This is a genomic window from Serratia sp. A07, assembly GCF_058725505.1.
The window spans coordinates 80,524-102,074 of record NZ_JBZXDO010000008.1 but is presented as its reverse complement, the minus strand read 5'-3'; the positions used below and the strand labels follow the sequence as shown (position 1 = coordinate 102,074).

The window sequence follows — 21,551 nt, the reverse complement described above, 5'->3', positions numbered from 1 at the left end:
TCTCTGCGTCCTCTACGGGCCGATTACGGCGCCAGGTTGCTGATACGGTTGCGAAAGCGGGCATAGCGGCCCTGCCGGCGCATCAGGGTGGCGTGATCGCCCTGTTCGACAATCCGGCCGTCGTCCATCACGCAAATGCGGTCGAGATGCTCCAGGCCGTACAGACGGTGCGTCACCAGGATCAGCGTCTTGCCCTGACAATGCCGGCGCAGCAGCGCCAGGATCTGCTGCTCGGTTTCGGCGTCCAGCCCTTCGGTCGGTTCGTCGAGCAGCAGCAGCGGGGCTGGGTGCAGCAGCGCGCGGGCGATGCCCAGACGGCGCTGTTCGCCGCCGGACAGCTGCCGGCCGCCTTCGCCCAGCCAGGCGTTCAGCCCGCCGTCGCTGTCCAGCAATTTGCCGAGCCCCACCTGCTGCAGCACCTCGCTCAGGCGAGTGTCGTCGGCGTCCGGCGCGGCCAGCCGCAGGTTTTCCCGCAGCGTATCGCTGAAGATATGCACACGCTGGCTGACGACCGTGGTCATCCGACGCAGCGTGGTTTCATCATAATCCTCCAGCGGTTCGCCGTTGAGCAGAATGTTGCCGCCGTCGGTGCGCCAGGCGCGGGTCAGCAGCTGCAGCAGGGTGGACTTGCCGCAGCCGGTGCGGCCGAGCAAGGCGATGTGTTCGCCGGCCGCGACCTCGAGCGTGACGTCGCGCAGCACCGGCTGCGGCTGGTCGGGGTAGGTGAAACTCAGCTGCCGCAGGCTAAGCTGAGCGCGATCGGCGGCGGCCGGGCCGGTGGTCGGGAAGGTGACCTCCGGCTGACGAGCGATGATCTGTTTGACCCGCGTGGCGGAGGCGATCACCTGGCCGAGATGCTGGAAGGCACCGGCGACCGGCATCAGCGCTTCGAACGACGCCAGCGCGGCGAAGACAAACAGCGCGATCAGCGCGCCGGGCTGGGTATCGCCGCCGATGCCGGCGGCGGTCAGCCACAGCAGCAGCGTCACCGTCAGCCCGCTGGCGAGGATCATCAGCGCCTGCGCCTTGCCGCTCAGCGAGGCTTGCTGCCACTGGCGGCGTTGCCACCGCTGTTCGGTGGCGTTCAGCGTCTGGCGGAAGTCGTTGACGGCACCGAACACCACCAGCTCGGCCTGCCCCAGCAGCCAGGCGGTCAGGTCGGTTCGGTATTGGCCGCGTAGGGCGGTAAGCTGGCCGCCGATCGGCTTGCCGGCGCGATAAAACACCGGCGGCACCAGCAGCAGCAACAGTAACAGAATGCCGCCCAGCGTCAGGGCGAGCGCAGGATCGAGCCAGCTCAGGCCGTAGGTGACCACCAGGATCACCACCGCCGCGCTGATCAGCGGCGAGATCACCCGCAGATAAAGATGATCCAGCGTGTCCACGTCCGCCACCAGGCGGTTGAGCAGCTCGGCCTGGCGAAAGCGGGCGATGCCGCCCGGCGTCAGCGGCAGGATCTTGCTGAAGGTGAACACCCGCAGATGCGACAGCACGCGGAAGGTGGCGTCGTGGCTGACGACTCGCTCGGCATAGCGCCCGGCGGTGCGGAAGATTGCCGCGCCGCGCACGCCGGCGGCCGGCAGCATGTAGTTGAAGGTCAACAGGCCCGCCAATCCGGCCAGCGACGAGGCGGCCAGGAACCAGCCGGAGAGTGCCAGCAGGCCGATGCTGGCCAGCAGAGTGACGATCGCCAAAAGGATGCCCAGGCTAATCAGCAGGCTATGGCGGCGATACAACGCCAAAAACGGCAGCAAAACGCGCATGATTAAAGCTCCCCGCGGCGATGGGCGATCAGAGTGGCAAACAGGCCCGGTTGGGCGCTGAGGGTGGCGTAATCGCCCTGTTGCACGATGCGCCCGTTATCCATCACCCAAATCTGATCGTAGTCTTCGGTATCTTCCAGCTGGTGCGTTACCAGCAGGGTGGTTTGCTGATGCGAAGCGGCATTCAACGCCTGCATCACCCGTTGTTCGCTGTGGGCGTCGAGGCTGGCGGCCGGTTCATCCAGCAGCAGCAGGCTGCGCGGGCCGATCAGCGCCCGGGCGACCGCCACGCGCTGCGCCTGGCCGACCGACAGGCGAGCGGCGGTGTCGCCCACTTCGGTGTCGAGCCCCTGCGGCAGATAAGGGAGCAGTTCGCTGACGTAGGCGAGTTCCACCGCCTGCTGCAGCTGCGCTTCGTCGGCCTGCGGGCAGCCCAGCAGGATATTGGCGCGCAGGGTTTGCGCCGGCAGGTGCGGGTTCTGGCCGACCCAGCTCAGCTGCTGACGCCAGGTTTCGGCGGACAGTTCACGCAGCTCAATGCCGTTGACGGTCAACGACCCGCGATAAGGCAGGAAGCCGAGCAGCAGATTCAGCAGCGAGCTTTTACCGGCGCCGCTCAGCCCGACCAGCGCCACGCGCTGCTGCGGTTGCAGGGTGAAGCTCAGCGGCCCGGCCAGCAGTACGCCGTTCGGCGACAGGATTTCCAACGCGTTCGCCTGCAGCGTCAGCGGTTGATCGGCGGGCAGTTGCCGCGTGCCGTTGCCCATCTGCTCGCCTTCGGCGCTCAGGAAAGTTTCCAGCGCTTCCGCCGCGCCGATCGCCTGCGCTTTGGCATGGTAGAAGGTGCCGAGATCGCGCAGCGGTTGGAAAAACTCCGGCGCCAGAATCAACACCAGAAAACCGGAAAACAGCGTCACGCCGAGGCCGTAGCTGCCGAAGTTGAGTTCGCCGAGGTAGGAAAAGCCGAAGTACACCGCCACTACGGCGATGGAGATCGAGGCGAAGAACTCCAGCACGCCGGAAGAGAGGAAGGCCAGGCGCAGCACTTCCATGGTGCGGCTGCGGAAGTCTTCGGAGGATTTGGCGATCTGCGCGGTTTCGGCCTGCGCGCGGTCGAACAGCCGCAGGGTGTCCAGGCCGCGCAGGCGGTCGAGGAAGTTGCCGCTCAAGCGCGCCAGCGCCACGAAGTTGCGACGGTTGGCGTCGGCGGCTCCCATGCCGACCAGCGCCATAAACAGCGGGATCAGCGGCGCGGTTGCCAGCAGAATGATGCCCGCGGCCCAATTGATCGGGAAGACGGCGATCAAAATCAGCAGCGGGATGAAAACCGCCAGATACATCTGCGGCAGATAGCGCGAGTAATAGTCCTGCATATCCTCGATCTGTTCGACGATGATGCTGGCCCAGCTGCCCGCCGGTTTGCCCTGGATCCAGGCCGGGCCGAGCTGCTGCAGCTTATCCAGCACCTGTTGGCGCATGCGCTGGCGGATCACCTGCCCACACAGGAAACCAATCCGTTCCCGCAGCCAGCTTAACAGTGCCCGCAGCGCGAACGCGGCGGCCAGCCAGATAAACGAAGGGATCAGCTGTTCGCGTGGGGTATGCTCGATGATCAGGGCGTGCAGCAGGCTGGCCAGCAGCCACGCCTGCGCCACGATCAGCAGGCCGCTGAACAGCCCCAACAGCATGGAAAGGCGCAGCCAACGCTGCGCTAACGAACTCTGGGTTTTAAGCCAACGGGTTAACTGTTGCTGTCTGGTTTTTTTCATCAGATATGCGTCTGCATCGCCGGCGCCCGTTTGTTACGGGCTGGGTTAACGTACTGTTAAATAATAGTGTTTGGCGCAATCGGCGGCAAACAAGCGAGGTCCCATGTTACCTCGTCACCCGGCAGACTGAAAATAATAAAGCGGCCAAATGTGGCTATAACAGACGCGATAGGGGATCGCTGAAGAAAGGGACAAAAAAAGCGGCTCGAGAGCCGCTTTTTGCTGGTGGCGAGAAAGTCTTAGCAGACTTCTGCGCCGGCGATGCCGTCCAGGTAACGCTCTGCGTCCAGCGCCGCCATGCAACCGGTGCCGGCGGAGGTGATCGCCTGGCGGTAAATGTGATCCATCACGTCGCCTGCGGCGAAGACGCCGGGGATGGTGGTTTGGGTCGCATTGCCGTGAATGCCGGACTGCACCTTGATGTAGCCGTTTTCCAGCTCCAGCTGGCCGCCGAAGATGCCGGTGTTCGGGCTGTGGCCGATGGCGATGAACACGCCGGCCAGTTCCAGTTCGCGGGTTTCGTTTTCCGCTTTGGTGCTGCGGATACGCACGCCGGTCACGCCCATTTCATCGCCCAGCACTTCGTCCAGCGTATGGTCGGTGTGCAGCACGATATTGCCGCTTTTCACTTTTTCCATCAGCCGGTCGATCAGGATCTTCTCCGAACGGAAGCTGTCGCGGCGGTGGATCAGGTGAACCTCGGCGGCGATATTGGACAGGTACAGCGCTTCTTCAACGGCGGTGTTGCCGCCGCCGACCACGGCGACTTTCTGGTTGCGGTAGAAGAAACCGTCGCAGGTCGCACAGGCGGAAACGCCTTTGCCCTTGAACGCGTCTTCGGAAGGCAGGCCAAGGTAGCGGGCGGAGGCGCCGGTTGCGATGATCAGCGCGTCGCAGCTGTATTCACCGCTGTCGCCGAACAGGCGGAACGGACGCTGCTGCAGATCGACGCTGTTGATGTGATCGAAGACGATTTCAGTCTGGAACTTCTCCGCATGCTCGCGCATGCGCTCCGTCAGCGCCGGGCCGGTCAGGCCTTCGGCGTCGCCCGGCCAGTTTTCCACTTCGGTGGTGGTGGTCAGCTGGCCGCCTTGTTCCATACCGGTGATCAGCACCGGGCTCAGGTTGGCGCGCGCCGCGTAAACGGCGGCGGTGTAACCGGCCGGGCCGGAGCCCAGAATCAGTAATTTGCTATGTTTAGCCGTGCCCATGAATAACCTCTTTATTCCACAATGGCGGACAATGGAACCGATTGTAGGGAAAATGGCGCAGTAAAAAAAGCGCCGGGCGACGTTGTTAACGATTTGTATGATAGTTGTCGCCTATTAATGCACCCGCTGTCGGCAAATCGTACGCTGAACGCAGAAATTTACCTTATCAAAGCCGCATTCGGCTGCCGAATCGCCAACCGCGCAAAAACGGCGCCTTCTGCGACTTCAGCCGCTCCCTGCCGGGGTTTATCTGCCAGCGATTCATAACCAAAAATGGGATGCAGACTTTTCGTGACGGTACGTTGTTCTGATTTTGCTTCTTTTACTTTGACAATCCGCTGCGCATTTGCGAAAACATCATAGGAAGAAGAAATTATCCCCGTAACACCAGCAAATCGTACGTATTTGCGCCGCGAGGCGGCAATGCGCGGTGGATGTGCGGAGCAGGGCGCGCAAGCGTTTGCAGATTTTTTCTCGACCTAAACGTCGTTACCGGCGTCGCGCGGGGTTGGACAGACAGGCTGCGCGGCGTGGAATGATGGTAGTGAAGAAGCATATGACAGGCATCGGGTCTTCGCTTGGAACGAACCCTTACACATTGACGTTGGCTAGGGTGTGGCAAGTGCACGGAAGAAAATAAGAGAGACAATAATAATGGCAGACAACAAGAAACGCCCGGGTAAAGATCTTGACCGTATCGACCGCAACATCCTGAATGAGCTGCAGAAGGATGGGCGTATTTCGAACGTCGAGCTTTCGAAGCGCGTGGGGTTATCCCCGACACCATGTTTAGAACGCGTGCGCCGTCTCGAGCGCCAGGGTTTCATTCATGGCTATACCGCATTGCTCAACCCGCATTATCTGGATGCGTCCCTGCTGGTTTTCGTGGAGATCACGCTGAACCGCGGCGCGCCGGATGTGTTTGAGCAATTCAACTCGGCAGTGCAGAAGCTTGAAGAAATTCAGGAGTGTCATCTGGTTTCCGGCGATTTCGACTACCTGTTGAAAACCCGCGTACCGGACATGTCGGCTTACCGCAAACTGTTGGGTGAAACCTTGCTGCGTTTGCCGGGGGTCAACGACACCCGTACCTACGTAGTGATGGAAGAAGTGAAACAGAGTAACCGTCTGGTTATCAAAACACGGTAAGGTGCAGGTGCAAAACCTGATTAAATTGGTTACACTCCTGTTTATTCATACAGTTTCGGCGCCGGGGACGCTTCTCGGCGCTGTTGCTATGTCAGCTAACAGGAACCTGGAGAGCCTTTCTTGAGCCAGGAATATACAGAAGATAAAGAAGTTACCCTGAAAAGACTCAGCAGTGGCCGGCGTTTGCTGGAAGCTGTGCTTATCGTGGTAGCGATTTTTGCCGTTTACCTCATGGCTGCGCTGGTCAGCTTCAACCCGTCTGACCCAAGCTGGTCACAGACCGCGTGGCATGAGCCGATTCACAATTTGGGCGGCGGTGTTGGGGCCTGGTTGGCCGACACGCTGTTCTTCACCTTCGGGGTGCTCGCCTACGCGATACCGCCGATCATGCTGGTCCTGTGCTGGGCGGCCTATCGCCAGCGCGGCAACAGAGACTACATCGACTATTTCGCGCTCTCCCTGCGCCTGATCGGCACCCTGGCGTTAGTGCTTACCTCCTGTGGGTTGGCGGCGCTGAACGTTGACGATCTCTATTACTTCGCTTCCGGTGGCGTGATCGGCAGCCTGCTGAGCAACGCCATGTTGCCGTGGTTCAACGGCATCGGCGCCACGCTGGCGCTGCTGTGCGTGTGGGCGGCGGGGCTGACGCTGTTTACCGGCTGGTCCTGGCTGGTGATCGCCGAGAAGATCGGCGGTGCTGTGCTGGGCGTCGCGACGGTGATGACCAACCGCTCGCGCCGCGAAGAGCGCTATTTCGAGGATGACGAACGTTACGTTGACGACGAGCCTGAGCAGGCAGGGAAGGGCGCCGCAGCCGCGGTTGCCGCGACCGCCGCCGGAGCCGCGGCCGCCGATGACGACGTGTTGTTCTCCGCGCCTTCGGTCACCGAAAGCGCCAAAGAGGCGGCGGAAGACGCCGCCGATCCGTTGCTCAGCGGCCTGCGAGCCGACGATGGTGAGGTTGAAGCCGACGCCGCGCCAATCGCGCCGGCGGCTTCGCCTGCACCGGCGGTGACGGCAGAGATCCACGAGCCCGTTGCCGCACCGATCGCCACACAGGCGCCGTCGGTAACGGTGGCGCCGGCCGCGCCGACCTCGGTCAATCAGCACCCGGTGAGCGCCCCGGCGCAAGACGCCACGCCGCCGCTGTATTCCTTCGAAATCCCGGAAGAAACGCCTGCGCCTAAGGCGACGCGTCCCGTCGATCCTTATCGGGACGACGATGAGCCGCGCCTGGGCAATTGGCAAGAGCCGGCTGCGCCGCAGTCGCCGGCGCGTTCTCCCTTTGATTTTACCGCCGCGCAGCGCGACAGTGCCGACGTCAGCGGAGCGGGTGGTTTCAGCGCCACCGGCGCCAAGCCACAGCTGGATACGGCAGCCGCTGCCGCTGCGGGCGCCGCAGCGGCGACCTTCATGCCGGCTTTCACGGCCACCAGCGACGGCAATCCGCAGGTTAAACAGGGCATCGGCCCTGAGCTGCCGCGGCCGAATCCGGTACGTATTCCGACCCGCCGCGAGCTGGCTTCTTACGGCATCAAGCTGCCTTCGCAGCGTGCGGCCGAGCAGGAACAGCGCCAGGCCGAGGTGGAGCCTCAGCAGCCGACGGCGGTGAGCCCGCAGGAAGAAGAGGCGCTGCAGGAAGCTGCGCTGCGTCAGGCGTTTGCCGAGCAGCAAAGCCAACGCTACGGTGAAACCTATGCGCCGGAGCAAGATGACGAGAGCGCCCTGCAGGAAGCTGAGCTGAGCAAGGCGTTTGCCGAACAGCAGAGCCAACGTTATGGCGAAGGTTATCAACAGAACGACGAAGAGGCGCTGCAAGAGGCCGCGCTGCGCCAGGCGTTCGCCGAGCAGCAGCAGGCACGCTACGGCCAGCAAGAACCGGCCCCGCAGGCGCCGGCTGCCAGCCCGGTCGATACCCGCAATGCTTTCAGCTTCTCGCCGATGGCGGATTTAGTGGACGATGGCCCGAGCGAGCCGATGTTCACGCTGTCCCCGCAGCTTGAAGAGCGCATTGAACAGCAAAGCGAGCAAGAGGACGACGTGCCGTTCGGCCAGTTTGAGCCTGCCGCGCCGGTTGCCCAACCTCAGCAACCGCACTCGCAGCCTCAACAGTACCAACAGCCGCAGCAGTATCAGCAGCCGTCGCAGCCGCAATATCAGCAGCCGCAGCAACCGGTGCAGCAGCCGCCTCAGCAAACTCAGGCCGAGCAACATCCGGCGATGGACAGCTTGATTCACCCGTTCCTGATGCGCAACGATCAGCCGCTGCAGAAGCCGACCACGCCGCTGCCGACGCTGGATCTGCTGACCGAAGCGCCGAAAGAGGTGGAGCCGGTCGACTCCTTCGCGCTGGAACAGAAGGCGCGCCTGGTGGAGGCCAGCCTGGCCGATTACCGCGTGAAAGCCGATGTGGTGGACATCCTGCCGGGGCCGGTCATCACCCGCTTCGAGCTGGATCTGGCGCCGGGCGTTAAAGCGGCGCGCATTTCCAACCTGTCGCGCGATCTGGCGCGCTCGCTGTCGACTTCGGCGGTGCGCGTGGTGGAAGTGATCCCCGGCAAGCCTTACGTCGGTCTGGAGCTGCCGAACGCCAAGCGGCAAACGGTGTACCTGCGCGAAGTGCTGGATTGCCCGGCCTTCCGTGACAACCCGTCGCCGCTGTCCATCGTATTGGGTAAAGACATCTCCGGCGAGCCGGTGGTGGCCGATCTGGGCAAAATGCCGCACTTGCTGGTCGCCGGTACCACCGGTTCCGGTAAGTCGGTCGGGGTCAACGCCATGATCCTGAGCATCCTGTATAAAGCCACGCCGAAAGAAGTGCGCTTTATCATGATCGACCCGAAAATGCTGGAGCTGTCGGTTTACGAAGGCATTCCGCACCTGTTGACCGATGTGGTCACCGACATGAAAGACGCCGCCAATGCGCTGCGTTGGTGCGTGGGTGAAATGGAACGCCGCTACAAGCTGATGTCTGCCCTGGGCGTGCGTAACCTGGCTGGCTACAACGAGCGAGTCGATCAGGCCGAAGCGATGGGGCGCCCGATCCCGGATCCGTTCTGGAAGCCGACCGACAGCATGGACATCACGCCGCCGGTATTGGAGAAAGAGCCGTACATCGTAGTGATGGTCGACGAATTCGCCGATCTGATCATGACGGTCGGCAAGAAGGTCGAAGAGTTGATCGCTCGCCTGGCGCAGAAAGCGCGTGCGGCGGGTATCCACCTGGTGCTGGCGACCCAGCGTCCGTCGGTGGATGTGATCACGGGTCTTATCAAGGCCAACATCCCGACGCGTATCGCCTTTACCGTGTCGAGCAAAATCGACTCCCGCACCATCCTCGATCAGGGGGGCGCCGAGTCCTTGCTGGGTATGGGTGACATGCTCTATCTGGCGCCGAACTCCTCGATTCCGGTGCGCGTACATGGCGCATTCGTGCGCGATCAGGAAGTGCACGCGGTGGTCAAGGATTGGAAAGCGCGCGAGCGGCCCCAATATAAAGAGGGCATTCTTAGCGGCGGCGAAGACGGCGAGGGCGGTGCCGGCGGCGGTATGGACGGTGACGAAGAGCTGGATCCGTTGTTTGACCAGGCGGTGGATTTCGTGGTGGATAAACGCCGTGCCTCCATCTCCGGCGTGCAGCGCCAGTTCCGCATCGGTTATAACCGCGCGGCGCGCATCATCGAACAGATGGAAGCGCAGGGCATCGTCAGCGAGCAGGGGCACAACGGCAACCGCGAGGTGCTGGCGCCGCCTCGGCACGATTGATGGTCGTTTAGCCATTGCAATTCAATAAGAAAGGGCCGCTTAAGCGGCCCTTGTGCAAAGAAGCGTAAACCCGTTTCTTCTCGGAACATTGGCCTACCGGCCGATCGCCGGCTTCGGGTAAAGTAAGCGGGTAAAGGGTTGATTTGACCCGCACGGCGTCGCCCTGCGGTTAACGCATTTCATAAGGTATCTGGAATAATGAAAAAACTGTTAGTTGCCTGCTGTCTGCTTTCGGGATTCGCTTCTACCTCCGTGCTGGCCGATGCCGCGCAGGATCTGCAAAGTCGCCTGGCGAAGGTGAACAGTTTCCACGCCAGCTTCTCACAAACCGTGACCAGCGCCGACGGCGCCGCGGTGCAACAGGGGGAAGGCGAGCTGTGGGTGAAGCGGCCAAACCTGTTCAACTGGCATATGACGTCGCCTGATGAGAGCGTGCTGGTCTCCGATGGCCAGACCCTGTGGTTCTATAACCCGTTCGTCGAGCAGGTGACGGCGACCTGGCTGAAGAACGCCACCGGCAATACGCCGTTTATGCTGATCACCCGCAATAATGCCAGCGACTGGAAACAGTACAACGTGAAGCAAAAGGGCGATGATTTCGAGCTGACGCCGAAGTCCGCCAGCGGCAACCTGAAGCAGTTCGCCATCAGCGTGACCAACAGCGGTACCATTCGCAGCTTCGCTGCGGTGGAGCAGGATGGTCAGCGCAGTTCCTACACGCTGAAAAGCCAGCAGAACGTCGCCGCCGATCCGGCCAAATTCAAATTTACCCCACCGAAGGGGGTGACGCTGGACGACCAGCGCCAGTGAGGTGCAAGTGAGTAATAATCTGTCGCTCGATTTTTCCCAGAACGAGTTCCAGCCGTTGGCCGCGCGTATGCGGCCGACCACGCTGGCGCAGTATATCGGCCAGCAGCATCTGCTGGCCGCCGGTAAGCCGCTGCCGCGCGCCATCGAGGCCGGGCAGCTGCACTCGATGATTTTATGGGGGCCGCCGGGCACCGGGAAGACGACGCTGGCAGAGCTGATTGGCCGTTACGGTCAGGCGGATGTCGAACGGATCTCCGCCGTGACCTCCGGCATCAAGGAGATCCGCGAGGCGATCGAACGGGCGCGGCAAAATCGCGACGCCGGCCGCCGCACCATCCTGTTCGTCGACGAAGTGCACCGCTTCAATAAGAGCCAGCAGGACGCTTTCCTGCCGCACATTGAAGACGGCACCATCACCTTTATCGGCGCCACCACCGAAAATCCGTCGTTCGAGCTGAACTCGGCGCTGTTGTCCCGCGCCCGTGTTTACCTGCTGAAGGCGCTGACCGCCGAAGATATCGGCCAGGTGCTGGATCAGGCGATGGGCGACAAGGCGCGCGGCTTTGGCAATCAGAACGTCGAACTGCCGGCGGAAACGCGCCGCCTGCTGTCGGAGCTGGTGGGCGGCGACGCGCGCCGGGCGCTGAACAGCCTGGAAATGATGGCGGACATGGCGGAGTTAGACGCCAAAGGCGTGCGGGTGCTGACACCGGAGCTGCTGAAAGAGGTGTCGGGCGAACGCAGCGCGCGCTTCGACAACAAGGGCGACCGTTATTACGACCTGATTTCCGCGCTGCATAAGTCGGTGCGCGGCTCGGCGCCGGACGCGGCGCTGTACTGGTATGCGCGCATCATTACCGCCGGCGGCGATCCGCTCTATGTGGCCCGCCGTCTGTTGGCGATTGCCTCTGAAGACGTAGGCAACGCCGATCCGCGCGGCATGCAGGTGGCGATCGCCGCCTGGGATTGCTTCACCCGCGTGGGGCCGGCGGAGGGCGAGCGCGCCATCGCGCAGGCGATCGTTTATCTCGCCTGCGCGCCGAAGAGCAACGCGGTTTACACCGCGTTCAAGGCCGCCATGCGCGACGCCAAAGAGCAGGCAGATTATGACGTGCCGGAGCACCTGCGCAACGCGCCGACCAAGCTGATGAAGGAGATGGGGCTAGGGGCGGAGTACCGTTACGCCCACGACGAACCCAACGCCTACGCCGCCGGCGAGAACTATTTCCCGCCTGAAATGGCCCATACGCGCTACTATCAACCGACCTCGCGTGGGCTGGAAGGGAAAATCGGCGAAAAGTTGGCATGGCTGGCTGAGCAGGATCAAAATAGCCCGACAAAACGCTACCGCTAGCGAGGCCGTTGCGGTAAGGTTAGCGGGTATCACTCTTCTTTTATGCGGCTATAAATCAGCCGCATAGAACAACAACACTTCTTTCAATAACAACAAGCACAGGATTAGCATGCTCGATCCCAATCTGCTGCGTAATGAGCTAGACGCAGTCGCCGTCAAACTGGCTCGCCGAGGCTTTAAACTCGATCTGGATCTGCTGCGTTCGCAGGAAGAACGTCGCAAAGTTCTGCAGGTAGAAACTGAAACGCTGCAAGCGGAACGCAACTCCCGATCGAAATCCATCGGCGCGGCCAAAGCGCGTGGGGAAGACATCGAGCCACTGCGTCGCGAAGTGAACGAGCTGGGTGACAAGCTGGATGCCGCCAAGGCGGCGCTGGATGCGCTGCAGAGCGAGATCCGCGATTACGCCCTGACGCTGCCTAACCTGCCGGACGACGCCGTGCCGGATGGTAAGGACGACAGCGAAAACCTGGAAGTGACCCGCTGGGGCGAACCGCGCCAGTACGACTTCGCGGTGCGCGATCACGTCGATCTGGGCGAAATGGCCGGCGGGCTGGATTTTGCCGCCGCGGTTAAGCTGACCGGTTCGCGCTTCGTGGTGATGAAAGGGCAAATCGCCCGCATGCACCGTGCGCTGTCCCAGTTCATGCTGGATCTGCACACCGAGCAGCACGGCTACCTGGAGGCCTACGTGCCTTACCTGGTCAACCACGCCACGTTGTACGGTACTGGCCAGTTGCCGAAGTTCGGCGAAGATCTGTTCCATACCCGTCCGCTGGAAGAAGAAGCCGACAGCAGCAACTATGCGCTGATCCCAACGGCGGAAGTGCCGCTGACCAACCTGGTGCGCGACGAGATCGTGGAAGAGGAATCTCTGCCGCTGAAAATGACCGCACACACGCCATGCTTCCGTGCGGAAGCCGGTTCTTACGGCCGTGACACCCGCGGTTTGATCCGCATGCACCAGTTCGACAAGGTTGAAATGGTGCAGATCGTTCGTCCGGAAGATTCGATGGATGCCCTGGAAGAGCTGACCGGCCACGCGGAAAAAGTGCTGCAGCTGCTGAACCTGCCTTACCGCAAGGTGCTGCTGTGCACCGGCGACATGGGCTTCGGCGCATGCAAAACCTACGATCTGGAAGTGTGGCTGCCGGCGCAGGATACCTACCGCGAAATCTCGTCCTGCTCCAACATGTGGGACTTCCAGGCACGCCGCATGCAGGCGCGCTGCCGCAGCAAAGCCGACAAGAAGCCGCGTCTGGTTCACACCCTGAACGGCTCCGGCCTGGCGGTTGGCCGTACGCTGGTGGCGGTGCTGGAAAACTACCAGCAGGCCGACGGCCGCATTCAGGTACCTGAAGTGCTGCGTCCATATATGGGCGGCCTGGAATACATCGGCTAAACGACAAACCACGAAAAAAGCGCCTGCGGGCGCTTTTTTTATGCCGAGAGTTCAGCCCGTCGCCAGCGTATAAGCCTGTTGAATGTAGTCCGCCAGATGCTTGCTTTTCACCTCGTCGGGCGAGTGGAGCTTGATGTGCCGCCGATACTGGCCGTTGCCTTCGAGCTGGAGATAACGATCTTCCAATCGGTAGCCGTGGCCGAACTCCACCGTGACGTGGTGGCGATAGGCGAAAACGCCGCAGAAAAATTGGCTATGCGAGAACATGATGCCGCCGTATTTGACTGATTCGGTGACGCCGTTGCCGCTCGCCGCAGCGATCCGCCGCACCTGCTGCACAATGGCCAGCAGGTCACCTTGCGTACTGCCGATGTCCGCCAGCAGGGCCTCTACCGCCGCATCATTTGCCTGACTCATTTTGCCTCTTTGTCGTCAAATTCGCTCTGCGCTGAGCATAGCGCTTTTTCAGCCAGTTAGCCGGAAACAAATCGTGCGGTGGAATGATAAGAGGCGATTGACTTTTTTATCGCCAGTGGCATGATGCGCGCACTCTCATTGCGCGTTCGGTCACAATTTCACTATGTCCGCATACTCCCGCCCAGTGCTCTTATTGCTCTGTGGCCTCTTGCTGCTCACGGTATCCATTGCCGTTTTGAATACGCTCGTGCCTCTTTGGTTAACCCATGCTCAGCTGTCGACCTGGCAGGTGGGAATGGTCAGCTCCTCTTATTTCAGCGGCAACCTGTTGGGCACGCTGGTGGCGGGCAAACTGATCCAGCGCGTCGGCTTTACCCGCAGCTATCATCTTTCTTGTCTGGTGTTCGCCGCCGCGACCGCCGGCATGGTGCTGTCGATCGATTTTTGGAGCTGGCTGGGCTGGCGCTTCTTCGCCGGCGTCGGCTGCGCCTGGATTTGGGTGATCGTGGAAAGCGCGCTGTTGCGCAGCGGCAATCTCAGCAACCGCGGCCAGCTGCTGGCGGCCTATATGATTGTCTATTACCTCGGTACGGTGACCGGCCAATTGCTGTTGAGCATGACCTCGACGGAATTGCTGCACGTGGTGCCGTGGGTGACTGCCATCGTGATCAGCGCGATGTTGCCGATGCTGTTTGCGCGGGTCAACCGCCATGAAGACGAGCCGCAGCAGGCGGCGGTGTGGACAATGCTGAGACGCCGCAGCGCGCGCCTCGGCATCAATGGCTGCATCATTTCCGGCATCGTGCTCGGTTCGTTGTACGGCCTGATGCCGCTGTACCTCTCCCATCAGGGCATGAGCGACGCCAACGTCGGTTACTGGATGGCGCTGCTGGTCAGCTCAGGCATCGTCGGCCAGTGGCCGGTCGGGCGGCTGGCCGATCGTTACGGGCGTCTGCTGGTGCTGCGCATTCAGGTGTTCGTGGTGATCCTCGCCAGCGTAGCGATGCTCGGCAACTACGCCATGGCGCCTTCGCTGTTCATCCTCGGCTGCGCCGGCTTTACCCTGTACCCGGTGGCGATGTCCTGGGCCTGCGAGAAGGCGCTACCGCACGAGTTGGTGGCGATGAACCAGGCGCTGCTGATGAGTTACACCATCGGCAGCCTGCTGGGCCCGTCGATGACGGCGCTGCTGATGCAAAACTACTCCGATCGCGTGCTGTTCGTGATGATCGCCGCCGTGGCGCTGGTTTACCTGCTGATGCTGCTGAAGAAGCAGAAGCCGGATCACCATCACACGCCGTTCGCCGCCGCCTGAGCATAAAAAAACCGGCCATGAGCCGGTTTTTCTTTGGCGCTGCGCCAATCAGTAAATGACTTTGTGGCCGTAGCTTTCCAGGATGCCTTTGACGCGATCCATGGTCTCGGCCTTCGGCGGATGAACGCCGTCCAGCTTGTATTCTTCCCCCATCGCCACCCATTTGTGCTTGCCCAGCTCGTGGTAGGGCAGCAGCTCGATTTTCTCGATGTTGGTCATGTCTTTGGTGAACTCGCCCAGCAGGTGCGCCGACTTATCGTCGTCTGACCAACCCGGCACCACCACGTAGCGGATCCAGGTGCGCTGGTTGCGTTTCGCCAGGTAGCGGGCGAATTCCAGCGTGCGGTGGTTGGAGACGCCGACCAGGTTCTGGTGGATCTCGTCGTTCATCTGTTTCAGGTCCAGCATCACCAGATCGGTGGTGTCCAGCAGCTCGTCGATCACCGGATCGTAGCGGCGCACGAAGCCATTGGTGTCCAGGCAGGTATTGATGCCTTCGGCGTGGCAGGCGCGGAACCAGTCGCGCACGAATTCAGCCTGCAGGATCGCCTCGCCGCCGGACGCGGTCACGCCGCCGCCGGAGGCGTTCATGAAGTGGCGGTAGGCCACCGCGTCTTTCATCAGCTCTTCGACGGTCACTTCTTTGCCGCCGTGGGTATCCCAGGTGTCGCGGTTATGGCAATAGAGGCAGCGCATCAGGCAGCCCTGGAAGAAGACGATAAAGCGGATCCCGGGCCCGTCGACGGTGCCGCAGGATTCGAAGGAGTGGATGCGACCAGTTACTGACATTGCGGGTTTTTCTCCAATATTGACTGTCAAACGCAGTCTAAAAATAGGCGCGTGGCCGCCGGCCAGGTATCTGCGATGCAGTGGCGGGGTGAGCCCGCCACCGGGGGTAATGATGCCTGTCGGCCGGTCAGTTGCCGGATAACTGTTTTGCCGGCTATCCATTCAGTATAGATGTCCGGCAAAACAGACTCGTACAGAGTCAGGGGAGAGCGGTGGGAGAAAAGGGCCGGCAGAACCGGCCCCGACGTTGGCACCGGGCGGTTTCCCGCCCGGTTGGCGTATTACATCGTTTGAGTGAAGGTACGAGTAATGACGTCCTGCTGTTGCTCTTTGGTCAGCGAGTTGAAGCGCACGGCGTAACCGGAAACGCGGATGGTCAGCTGAGGGTATTTCTCAGGGTTTTCCATCGCATCCAGCAGCATTTCGCGGTTCATCACGTTGACGTTCAGGTGCTGGCCGCCTTCGATGGAGGCTTCATGGTGGAAGTAACCATCCATCAGGCCCGCCAGGTTGGCTTTACGCACGTCGTCGTCTTTACCCAGCGCGTTCGGCACGATGGAGAAGGTGTAGGAGATCCCGTCTTTCGCGTAGGCAAACGGCAGTTTGGCTACCGAGGTCAGGGAGGCTACTGCGCCTTTCTGGTCGCGGCCGTGCATCGGGTTGGCACCTGGGCCGAACGGTGCGCCTGCGCGGCGGCCATCCGGGGTGTTACCGGTTTTCTTACCGTACACCACGTTGGAGGTGATGGTCAGTACGGACTGGGTCGGTACCGCATTGCGGTAGGTGCGCAGTTTCTGAATTTTCTTCATGAAACGTTCCACCAGGTCGCAGGCGATGTCATCGACGCGGGCGTCGTTGTTACCGAACTGCGGATACTCGCCTTCTACTTTGAAGTCGATGGCCAGGCCGTCTTCGTCGCGAATGGTGGTGACTTTCGCGTACTTGATGGCAGACAGGGAGTCGGCCGCCACGGACAGACCGGCGATGCCGCAAGCCATGGTGCGATAAACGTCACGGTCATGCAGCGCCATCAGCGCAGCTTCGTAGCTGTACTTGTCGTGCATGTAGTGAATGATGTTCAGCGCGGTCACGTACTGCTTGGCCAGCCAATCCATAAAGTGGTCCATGCGCGCCATGACTTTGTCATAGTCCAGCACTTCGTCCATCATCGGCGCTTCTTTCGGGCCGACCTGCATTTTCAGTTTTTCGTCAACGCCGCCGTTGATGGCGTACAGCATGGTTTTCGCCAGGTTGGCGCGGGCGCCGAAGAACTGCATTTGTTTACCGACGATCATCGGGCTGACGCAGCAAGCGATGGCATAGTCATCGTTGTTGAAGTCAGGGCGCATCAGGTCGTCGTTTTCGTACTGAACGGAAGAGGTGTCGATGGACACTTTCGCCGCGAATTTCTTGAAGTTCAGCGGCAGCTTCTCAGACCACAGGATGGTCATGTTCGGCTCCGGAGACGGCCCCATGGTGTACAGGGTGTTCAGGAAGCGGAAGCTGTTTTTGGTGACCAGGGTACGGCCGTCGACGCCCATACCGGCCAGGGATTCCGTTGCCCAGATTGGGTCGCCGGAGAACAGCTCATCGTACTCAGGGGTACGCAGGAAACGCACCATACGCAGTTTCATCACCAGGTGGTCGATCAGTTCCTGCGCTTGTTCTTCGGTCAGTTTGCCCGCCTTAATGTCGCGCTCGATGAACACGTCGAGGAAGGTGGACACGCGGCCGAAGGACATGGCGGCGCCGTTCTGGGATTTTACCGCGGCCAGGTAGCCGAAGTAGGTCCACTGCACCGCTTCTTGCGCGCTGGTGGCCGGGCCGGAGATGTCGTAACCGTATTTGGCGGCCATCTCTTTGATCTGAGCCAGAGCGCGGTGCTGTTCAGCGATCTCTTCGCGCAGCTGGATGGTCATTTCCAGATCTTCGCCGTTTTCCAGTTTTTCCTGCAGCGATTTGAACTGGTTCAGTTTGTCGGCCATCAGGAAGTCGATCCCGTACAGCGCCACGCGGCGGTAGTCGCCGATGATGCGGCCACGGCCGTAGGCATCTGGCAGACCGGTCAGCACGCCGGATTTACGGCAGTTCAGGATGTCTTTGGTGTAAACGTCGAATACGCCCTGGTTGTGGGTTTTACGGTATTCGGTGAACACTTTTTTCAGCTGCGGATCCAGTTCGCGGCCGTACACTTTGCACGAACCTTCGACCATTTTGATGCCGCCGAACGGGATCAGCGCGCGTTTCAGAGGGGCGTCGGTCTGCAGACCTACGATGGTTTCCAGCTCTTTGGCGATGTAACCCGCGTCGTGAGAAATGATGGTTGAAGCAACGTTGGTGTCGAAATCAACCGGCGCGTGAGTGCGGTTTTCCAGTTTGATCCCTTCCATAACCTTGTCCCACAAGGTGGTGGTGGCTTGAGTTGCGCCAGCCAGGAAGGATTCGTCACCCTCATAAGGCGTGTAGTTTTTCTGGATGAAGTCACGAACGTTGACTTCATTCTGCCAGTCACCCTTGCTGAAACCTTCCCAAGCGTTGGCTAATTTCTCGTTAAGTTCGGTCATTGTACACCTACCTTTGATTGTGGATTTCTAACTCTGCGCGCGGTAACTCACAGCTTAGTGCTGTTCGCGGCCCCCGCGCAGATAAATTACCCAGTAAGTCAACCCAACCAGCAGACCGCCGCCGATGATGTTGCCGATGGTGACCGGAATCAGGTTGTCGATGATGCAATTGCTTACTGTCAGATGAGCGAATTGCTCAGGTACCGCCCCTACGGCTTGCCAGAACTCCGGCGTGGCGAAGTGTTTGACCACGATGCCCATAGGGATCATAAACATGTTGGCGATGCTGTGTTCGAAACCGCTGGCGACAAACATCCCGACCGGCAGCACCATGGCGAGCATCTTGTCGGTCAGAGTGCGGCCGGAGTAGCTCATCCAGACCGCCAGGCAGACCATCAGGTTAGCCAGAATGCCGAGGCACACGGCTTCGATAAAGGTGTGATGCAGCTTGTGGTCTGCGGTTTGCAGGACATTCAGGCCCCACTGGCCGTTGGCGACCATATACTCGCCGGAGAACCAGATCAGCGCCACGAAGAACAGCGCGCCGACCAGATTGCCGAGATAAACGTTCAGCCAGTTGGCACCCAGCTGGCCCCAGTTGATGCGGCCGCTGGCCTTGGCGATGACGATAAGTACGGTAGAGGTGAACAGGTCGGCGCCTGACACCACCACCAGCATTAACCCGAGAGAGAAACAGATGCCGCCGACCAGTTTCGCCAGCCCGAAAGGCACGCCGGCGGTGCCGGTGGTCGCCGTGATGTAGAAGACGAAGGCGATGGAAATGAAGACACCGGCGGTGATCGCCAAATAAAACGTTTTCAGCGGATGTTTGGTGGCTTTATACACGCCGGCATCTTCAGCGATTTTCGCCGTGGCCGCAGGTAAAATCAGATCGAAGGGGCTGTCAGTTTTCAAACTAACTCTCGCTCTTAAGGGTTAAAACAACGCAATGAGATACTAGCAAAGCAGTATAGGGGAAAATTTGATTTGGATCATAAGGCGGGGAAGTAGAGCGGCAAAATGGCGTGTTTTTTGTGTGGTTTTTATGGTTAATTTATTGATTTTTAAGTAAAAACATTTTTTTAATGTTTGCAAAATTTTTTGAATTCACCGGGTGGACGGCGTAGGGTAAAGTTAAATTTTTAGGCGTTTTGTCGCCGCGCAGCGCTGAAAGTTTAATTATCGGTTAATTATTATTTCACCGTCCGGCAACAATTGACGGTTTATTTATTTTTATGGTCGTTTAACCGCCAATTTTCCGGCGAGAAAATAAAAGCGAATGCGTTGAAATACACCGCAAAAATGAAAACGCCGCAGCGAAGTGCGGCGTTTGGCAGCAGGGGTACTCCCAAAGTGGCAGTATCCCCTGATGATGCTTAGGCCTTGGCCCAATGGCGGCGTTTGGCCGCCTGCAGCTTCTCGTAGGCCGCCAGCAGCGCCTGATGGGCCGGCAGCGCCTTCAGATCGGCATCGACGGCGAACAGCCCGTTGAAGCGCGCTTCACCGCTGATGGCGGCGGAGGCGGCGTCGACCGCTTCCTGGCCGTACATCTTCACGAACGCGGTGTAGTACTGCGCCGCTTCGCGTTCAGGCTCCTGCGCCAGCAGCAGCAGCGTTTGCAGACAGCGGTAGTAGTTGCTGCGCGCCGGGCTCAGCACCGAGGCGTTGAAGTCCTGCGTCCATTCGGTCCAGATCAGCGCCTGATCCAGATCGCCGCCCGCCAGCGCCAGCATCGACTTCAGCTCGCCCACGCGCAGGGTATGCCAGGCGTTGTCTTTGCCGCTGGCAATGCCCAGCAGTTCGCGTACGCGGGTGAAGTCGTCCAGCCCTTCGTCGTCCAACTGCTCGATCAGCGCCAGGTACTCTTCCGGCTCCCACTCGCTGCCCGGCAGCGCCAGCAGCGTATCGCGCAGGTGCGCGCCCATGCTGTTGTTGGCCAGCAGCAGGTCTTCCGCCGGATAAATGTCGGACATGCCCGGCACGATGATGCGGCAAGCGTAGACGCCCAGGTGCTCGTAGTCGGCGATGTACACTTCCGCGTCTTCTTTGTCGAAGATGCTCATCAGGGTGGCGAATTCTTCCTGCGTGCTGCCGCTGAAGTTCCAGTCAACGAACGGGTAATCGGCGTCCTGTTTGAACAGATCCCAGGAGATCAGGCCGCTGGAGTCGATGAAGTGCGTTTCCAGGTTGGTGTGTTCCGCCACTTCTTCGTCATCGAAGGTCGGTGCGGTGAACACGTCGAGATCTTTCAGGCTGCGGCCCTGCAGCAGTTCGGTTACCGTGCGCTCCAGTGCCACGCCGAAGTCCGGGTGCGCGCCGAACGAAGCGAAGCAGGTGCCGTTGGTCGGGTTGAACAGCACCACGCAAATGACCGGGTAGTTGCCGCCCAGCGAGGCGTCATAGGAGAGGATCGGGAAACCTTCCTCTTCCAGCTTGGCGATGGCTTCCACCACGCCCGGGTAACGGTTCAGCACTTCGTCCGGGATCGCCGGCAGGCTGATGGATTCGGCGATGATGCGGTTTTTCACATAGCGCTCGAACACTTCCGACAGGCCCTGCACGCGCGCTTCGTTGGCGGTGTTGCCGGCGGACATGCCGTTGGAAACATACAGGTTGCCGATGATGTTCATCGGGATGTACACGGTTTGCTGATCGGACTGACGGGTAAACGGCAGCGCACACACGCCGCGATCGGCGTTGCCGGATTGCAGATCGACAAGATCGCTGGCGCTCAGCTCTTGCTGCGGATCGTAGAAGGCGTGCAGGCGTTCGTCGAGGATGCCGGCCGGCAGCGCGTCGTCTTCAGGGATCGGGAACCATTTCTCATTCGGGTAGTGCACGAAATCGCCTTCGGCAATCTGCTTGCCCAGATTGAAATCGGCGAAGAAGTAGTTGGTGGACAGGCGCTCGAAATATTCACCCAGCGCGGAGGCCAGCGCGGCTTTTTTGCTGGCGCCTTTGCCGTTGGTGAAGCACAGCGGGCAATCGCGATCGCGAATGTGCACTGACCACACGTGCGGCACCGGGTTCAGCCAGGAGGCTTCTTCGATGTTGAAACCGAGATCGCTCAGTTTCTGCTGGAAACGGGCGATGGAGTCTTCCAGGGCGGCGTCTTTACCGGGGATAAAAGTTTGCGTCATTGTCTTCACTTTTTGCGCGTACTAAAAACGCGCAATGATACGGGGTTTTACGCTGGAGCTCCACGTATTCCTAAAGCGGCGGCAAAGTCACAGTTTTTTTAAG

At 60.4% G+C, this 21,551-nt stretch carries 14 protein-coding genes; 6 read left to right on the top strand and 8 right to left on the bottom strand.

Going from position 1 to position 21,551, the window contains the following annotated elements:
* Window positions 1-23: 23 nt before the first annotated feature.
* The 3 genes from cydC to trxB form a co-directional block, all read right to left on the bottom strand.
* Window positions 24-1,763, bottom strand: coding sequence for a heme ABC transporter ATP-binding protein/permease CydC (gene cydC, locus AC4PR2_RS11060; RefSeq protein ID WP_337046481.1), 1,740 nt, complete (start codon window positions 1,761-1,763; stop codon window positions 24-26).
* Window positions 1,764-1,765: 2 nt separating this feature from the next.
* Entirely contained in the window at window positions 1,766-3,532 is a 1,767-nt protein-coding gene (cydD, locus tag AC4PR2_RS11055; protein WP_337046482.1) for a heme ABC transporter permease/ATP-binding protein CydD, read from the bottom strand.
* 239 nt (window positions 3,533-3,771) lie between these two features.
* Window positions 3,772-4,743, bottom strand: a complete 972-nt coding sequence (gene trxB, locus AC4PR2_RS11050; RefSeq protein ID WP_492175128.1) for a thioredoxin-disulfide reductase — start codon at window positions 4,741-4,743, stop codon at window positions 3,772-3,774.
* A 654-nt stretch (window positions 4,744-5,397) separates the two neighbouring features.
* Here trxB and lrp point away from each other — a divergent pair.
* The 5 genes from lrp (at window position 5,398) to serS (ending at window position 13,223) form a co-directional block, all read left to right on the top strand.
* A complete protein-coding gene (gene lrp, locus AC4PR2_RS11045; protein WP_004928318.1) occupies window positions 5,398-5,892 on the top strand; it encodes a leucine-responsive transcriptional regulator Lrp in 495 nt (164 codons plus the stop codon).
* 120 nt (window positions 5,893-6,012) lie between these two features.
* Window positions 6,013-9,657 (top strand): DNA translocase FtsK 4TM domain-containing protein, encoded by a 3,645-nt coding sequence (locus AC4PR2_RS11040; RefSeq protein ID WP_337046483.1) that lies wholly within the window; start codon window positions 6,013-6,015, stop codon window positions 9,655-9,657.
* Window positions 9,658-9,855: 198 nt separating this feature from the next.
* Window positions 9,856-10,467 carry an outer membrane lipoprotein periplasmic chaperone LolA gene (gene lolA, locus AC4PR2_RS11035; protein WP_019454555.1) on the top strand — a complete coding sequence of 204 codons (612 nt, stop codon included), beginning with the start codon at window positions 9,856-9,858 and terminating at the stop codon, window positions 10,465-10,467.
* Between the two features lie 67 nt (window positions 10,468-10,534).
* Window positions 10,535-11,821 (top strand): replication-associated recombination protein A, encoded by a 1,287-nt coding sequence (locus AC4PR2_RS11030; RefSeq protein WP_060421860.1) that lies wholly within the window; start codon window positions 10,535-10,537, stop codon window positions 11,819-11,821.
* 109 nt (window positions 11,822-11,930) lie between these two features.
* Complete coding sequence (serS, locus tag AC4PR2_RS11025; RefSeq protein ID WP_038880767.1) at window positions 11,931-13,223, top strand: serine--tRNA ligase; 1,293 nt, start codon at window positions 11,931-11,933, stop codon at window positions 13,221-13,223.
* 51 nt (window positions 13,224-13,274) lie between these two features.
* Here the strand turns inward: serS and AC4PR2_RS11020 are convergent, their stop codons facing one another.
* Window positions 13,275-13,640: a DUF1801 domain-containing protein gene (locus AC4PR2_RS11020; protein WP_060421731.1), complete on the bottom strand. Its 366-nt coding sequence runs from the start codon at window positions 13,638-13,640 to the stop codon at window positions 13,275-13,277.
* A gap of 163 nt (window positions 13,641-13,803) precedes the next feature.
* Between AC4PR2_RS11020 and AC4PR2_RS11015 the strand changes: the two genes are divergently transcribed.
* The gene (locus tag AC4PR2_RS11015; protein WP_033637849.1) at window positions 13,804-14,955 is read left to right on the top strand and encodes an MFS transporter; all 1,152 of its coding nucleotides are present in this window, start codon (window positions 13,804-13,806) and stop codon (window positions 14,953-14,955) included.
* 48 nt (window positions 14,956-15,003) lie between these two features.
* Here AC4PR2_RS11015 and pflA read toward each other — a convergent pair whose 3' ends face one another.
* The 4 genes from pflA to ycaO all read right to left on the bottom strand — a co-directional run bounded on the left by pflA (window position 15,004) and on the right by ycaO (window position 21,448).
* Window positions 15,004-15,744: a pyruvate formate lyase 1-activating protein gene (gene pflA / locus AC4PR2_RS11010; RefSeq protein ID WP_015377324.1), complete on the bottom strand. Its 741-nt coding sequence runs from the start codon at window positions 15,742-15,744 to the stop codon at window positions 15,004-15,006.
* 281 nt (window positions 15,745-16,025) lie between these two features.
* Entirely contained in the window at window positions 16,026-18,308 is a 2,283-nt protein-coding gene (pflB, locus tag AC4PR2_RS11005) for a formate C-acetyltransferase (protein ID WP_016928324.1), read from the bottom strand.
* A 54-nt stretch (window positions 18,309-18,362) separates the two neighbouring features.
* Window positions 18,363-19,223: a formate transporter FocA gene (gene focA / locus AC4PR2_RS11000; protein WP_492175127.1), complete on the bottom strand. Its 861-nt coding sequence runs from the start codon at window positions 19,221-19,223 to the stop codon at window positions 18,363-18,365.
* A gap of 461 nt (window positions 19,224-19,684) precedes the next feature.
* Window positions 19,685-21,448 carry a 30S ribosomal protein S12 methylthiotransferase accessory factor YcaO gene (gene ycaO / locus AC4PR2_RS10995; RefSeq protein ID WP_492175126.1) on the bottom strand — a complete coding sequence of 588 codons (1,764 nt, stop codon included), beginning with the start codon at window positions 21,446-21,448 and terminating at the stop codon, window positions 19,685-19,687.
* Window positions 21,449-21,551: the final 103 nt, after the last annotated feature.

Bases quoted from the DNA above. Each gene is read 5' to 3' on its own strand.
- cydC (WP_337046481.1), bottom strand. From the start codon at position 1,763: ATGCGCGTTTTGCTGCCGTTTTTGGCGTTGTATCGCCGCCATAGCCTG.
- cydD (WP_337046482.1), bottom strand. From the start codon at position 3,532: ATGAAAAAAACCAGACAGCAACAGTTAACCCGTTGGCTTAAAACCCAG.
- trxB (WP_492175128.1), bottom strand. From the start codon at position 4,743: ATGGGCACGGCTAAACATAGCAAATTACTGATTCTGGGCTCCGGCCCG.
- lrp (WP_004928318.1), top strand. From the start codon at position 5,398: ATGGCAGACAACAAGAAACGCCCGGGTAAAGATCTTGACCGTATCGAC.
- lolA (WP_019454555.1), top strand. From the start codon at position 9,856: ATGAAAAAACTGTTAGTTGCCTGCTGTCTGCTTTCGGGATTCGCTTCT.
- AC4PR2_RS11030 (WP_060421860.1), top strand. From the start codon at position 10,535: ATGCGGCCGACCACGCTGGCGCAGTATATCGGCCAGCAGCATCTGCTG.
- serS (WP_038880767.1), top strand. From the start codon at position 11,931: ATGCTCGATCCCAATCTGCTGCGTAATGAGCTAGACGCAGTCGCCGTC.
- AC4PR2_RS11020 (WP_060421731.1), bottom strand. From the start codon at position 13,640: ATGAGTCAGGCAAATGATGCGGCGGTAGAGGCCCTGCTGGCGGACATC.
- AC4PR2_RS11015 (WP_033637849.1), top strand. From the start codon at position 13,804: ATGTCCGCATACTCCCGCCCAGTGCTCTTATTGCTCTGTGGCCTCTTG.
- pflA (WP_015377324.1), bottom strand. From the start codon at position 15,744: ATGTCAGTAACTGGTCGCATCCACTCCTTCGAATCCTGCGGCACCGTC.
- pflB (WP_016928324.1), bottom strand. From the start codon at position 18,308: ATGACCGAACTTAACGAGAAATTAGCCAACGCTTGGGAAGGTTTCAGC.
- ycaO (WP_492175126.1), bottom strand. From the start codon at position 21,448: ATGACGCAAACTTTTATCCCCGGTAAAGACGCCGCCCTGGAAGACTCC.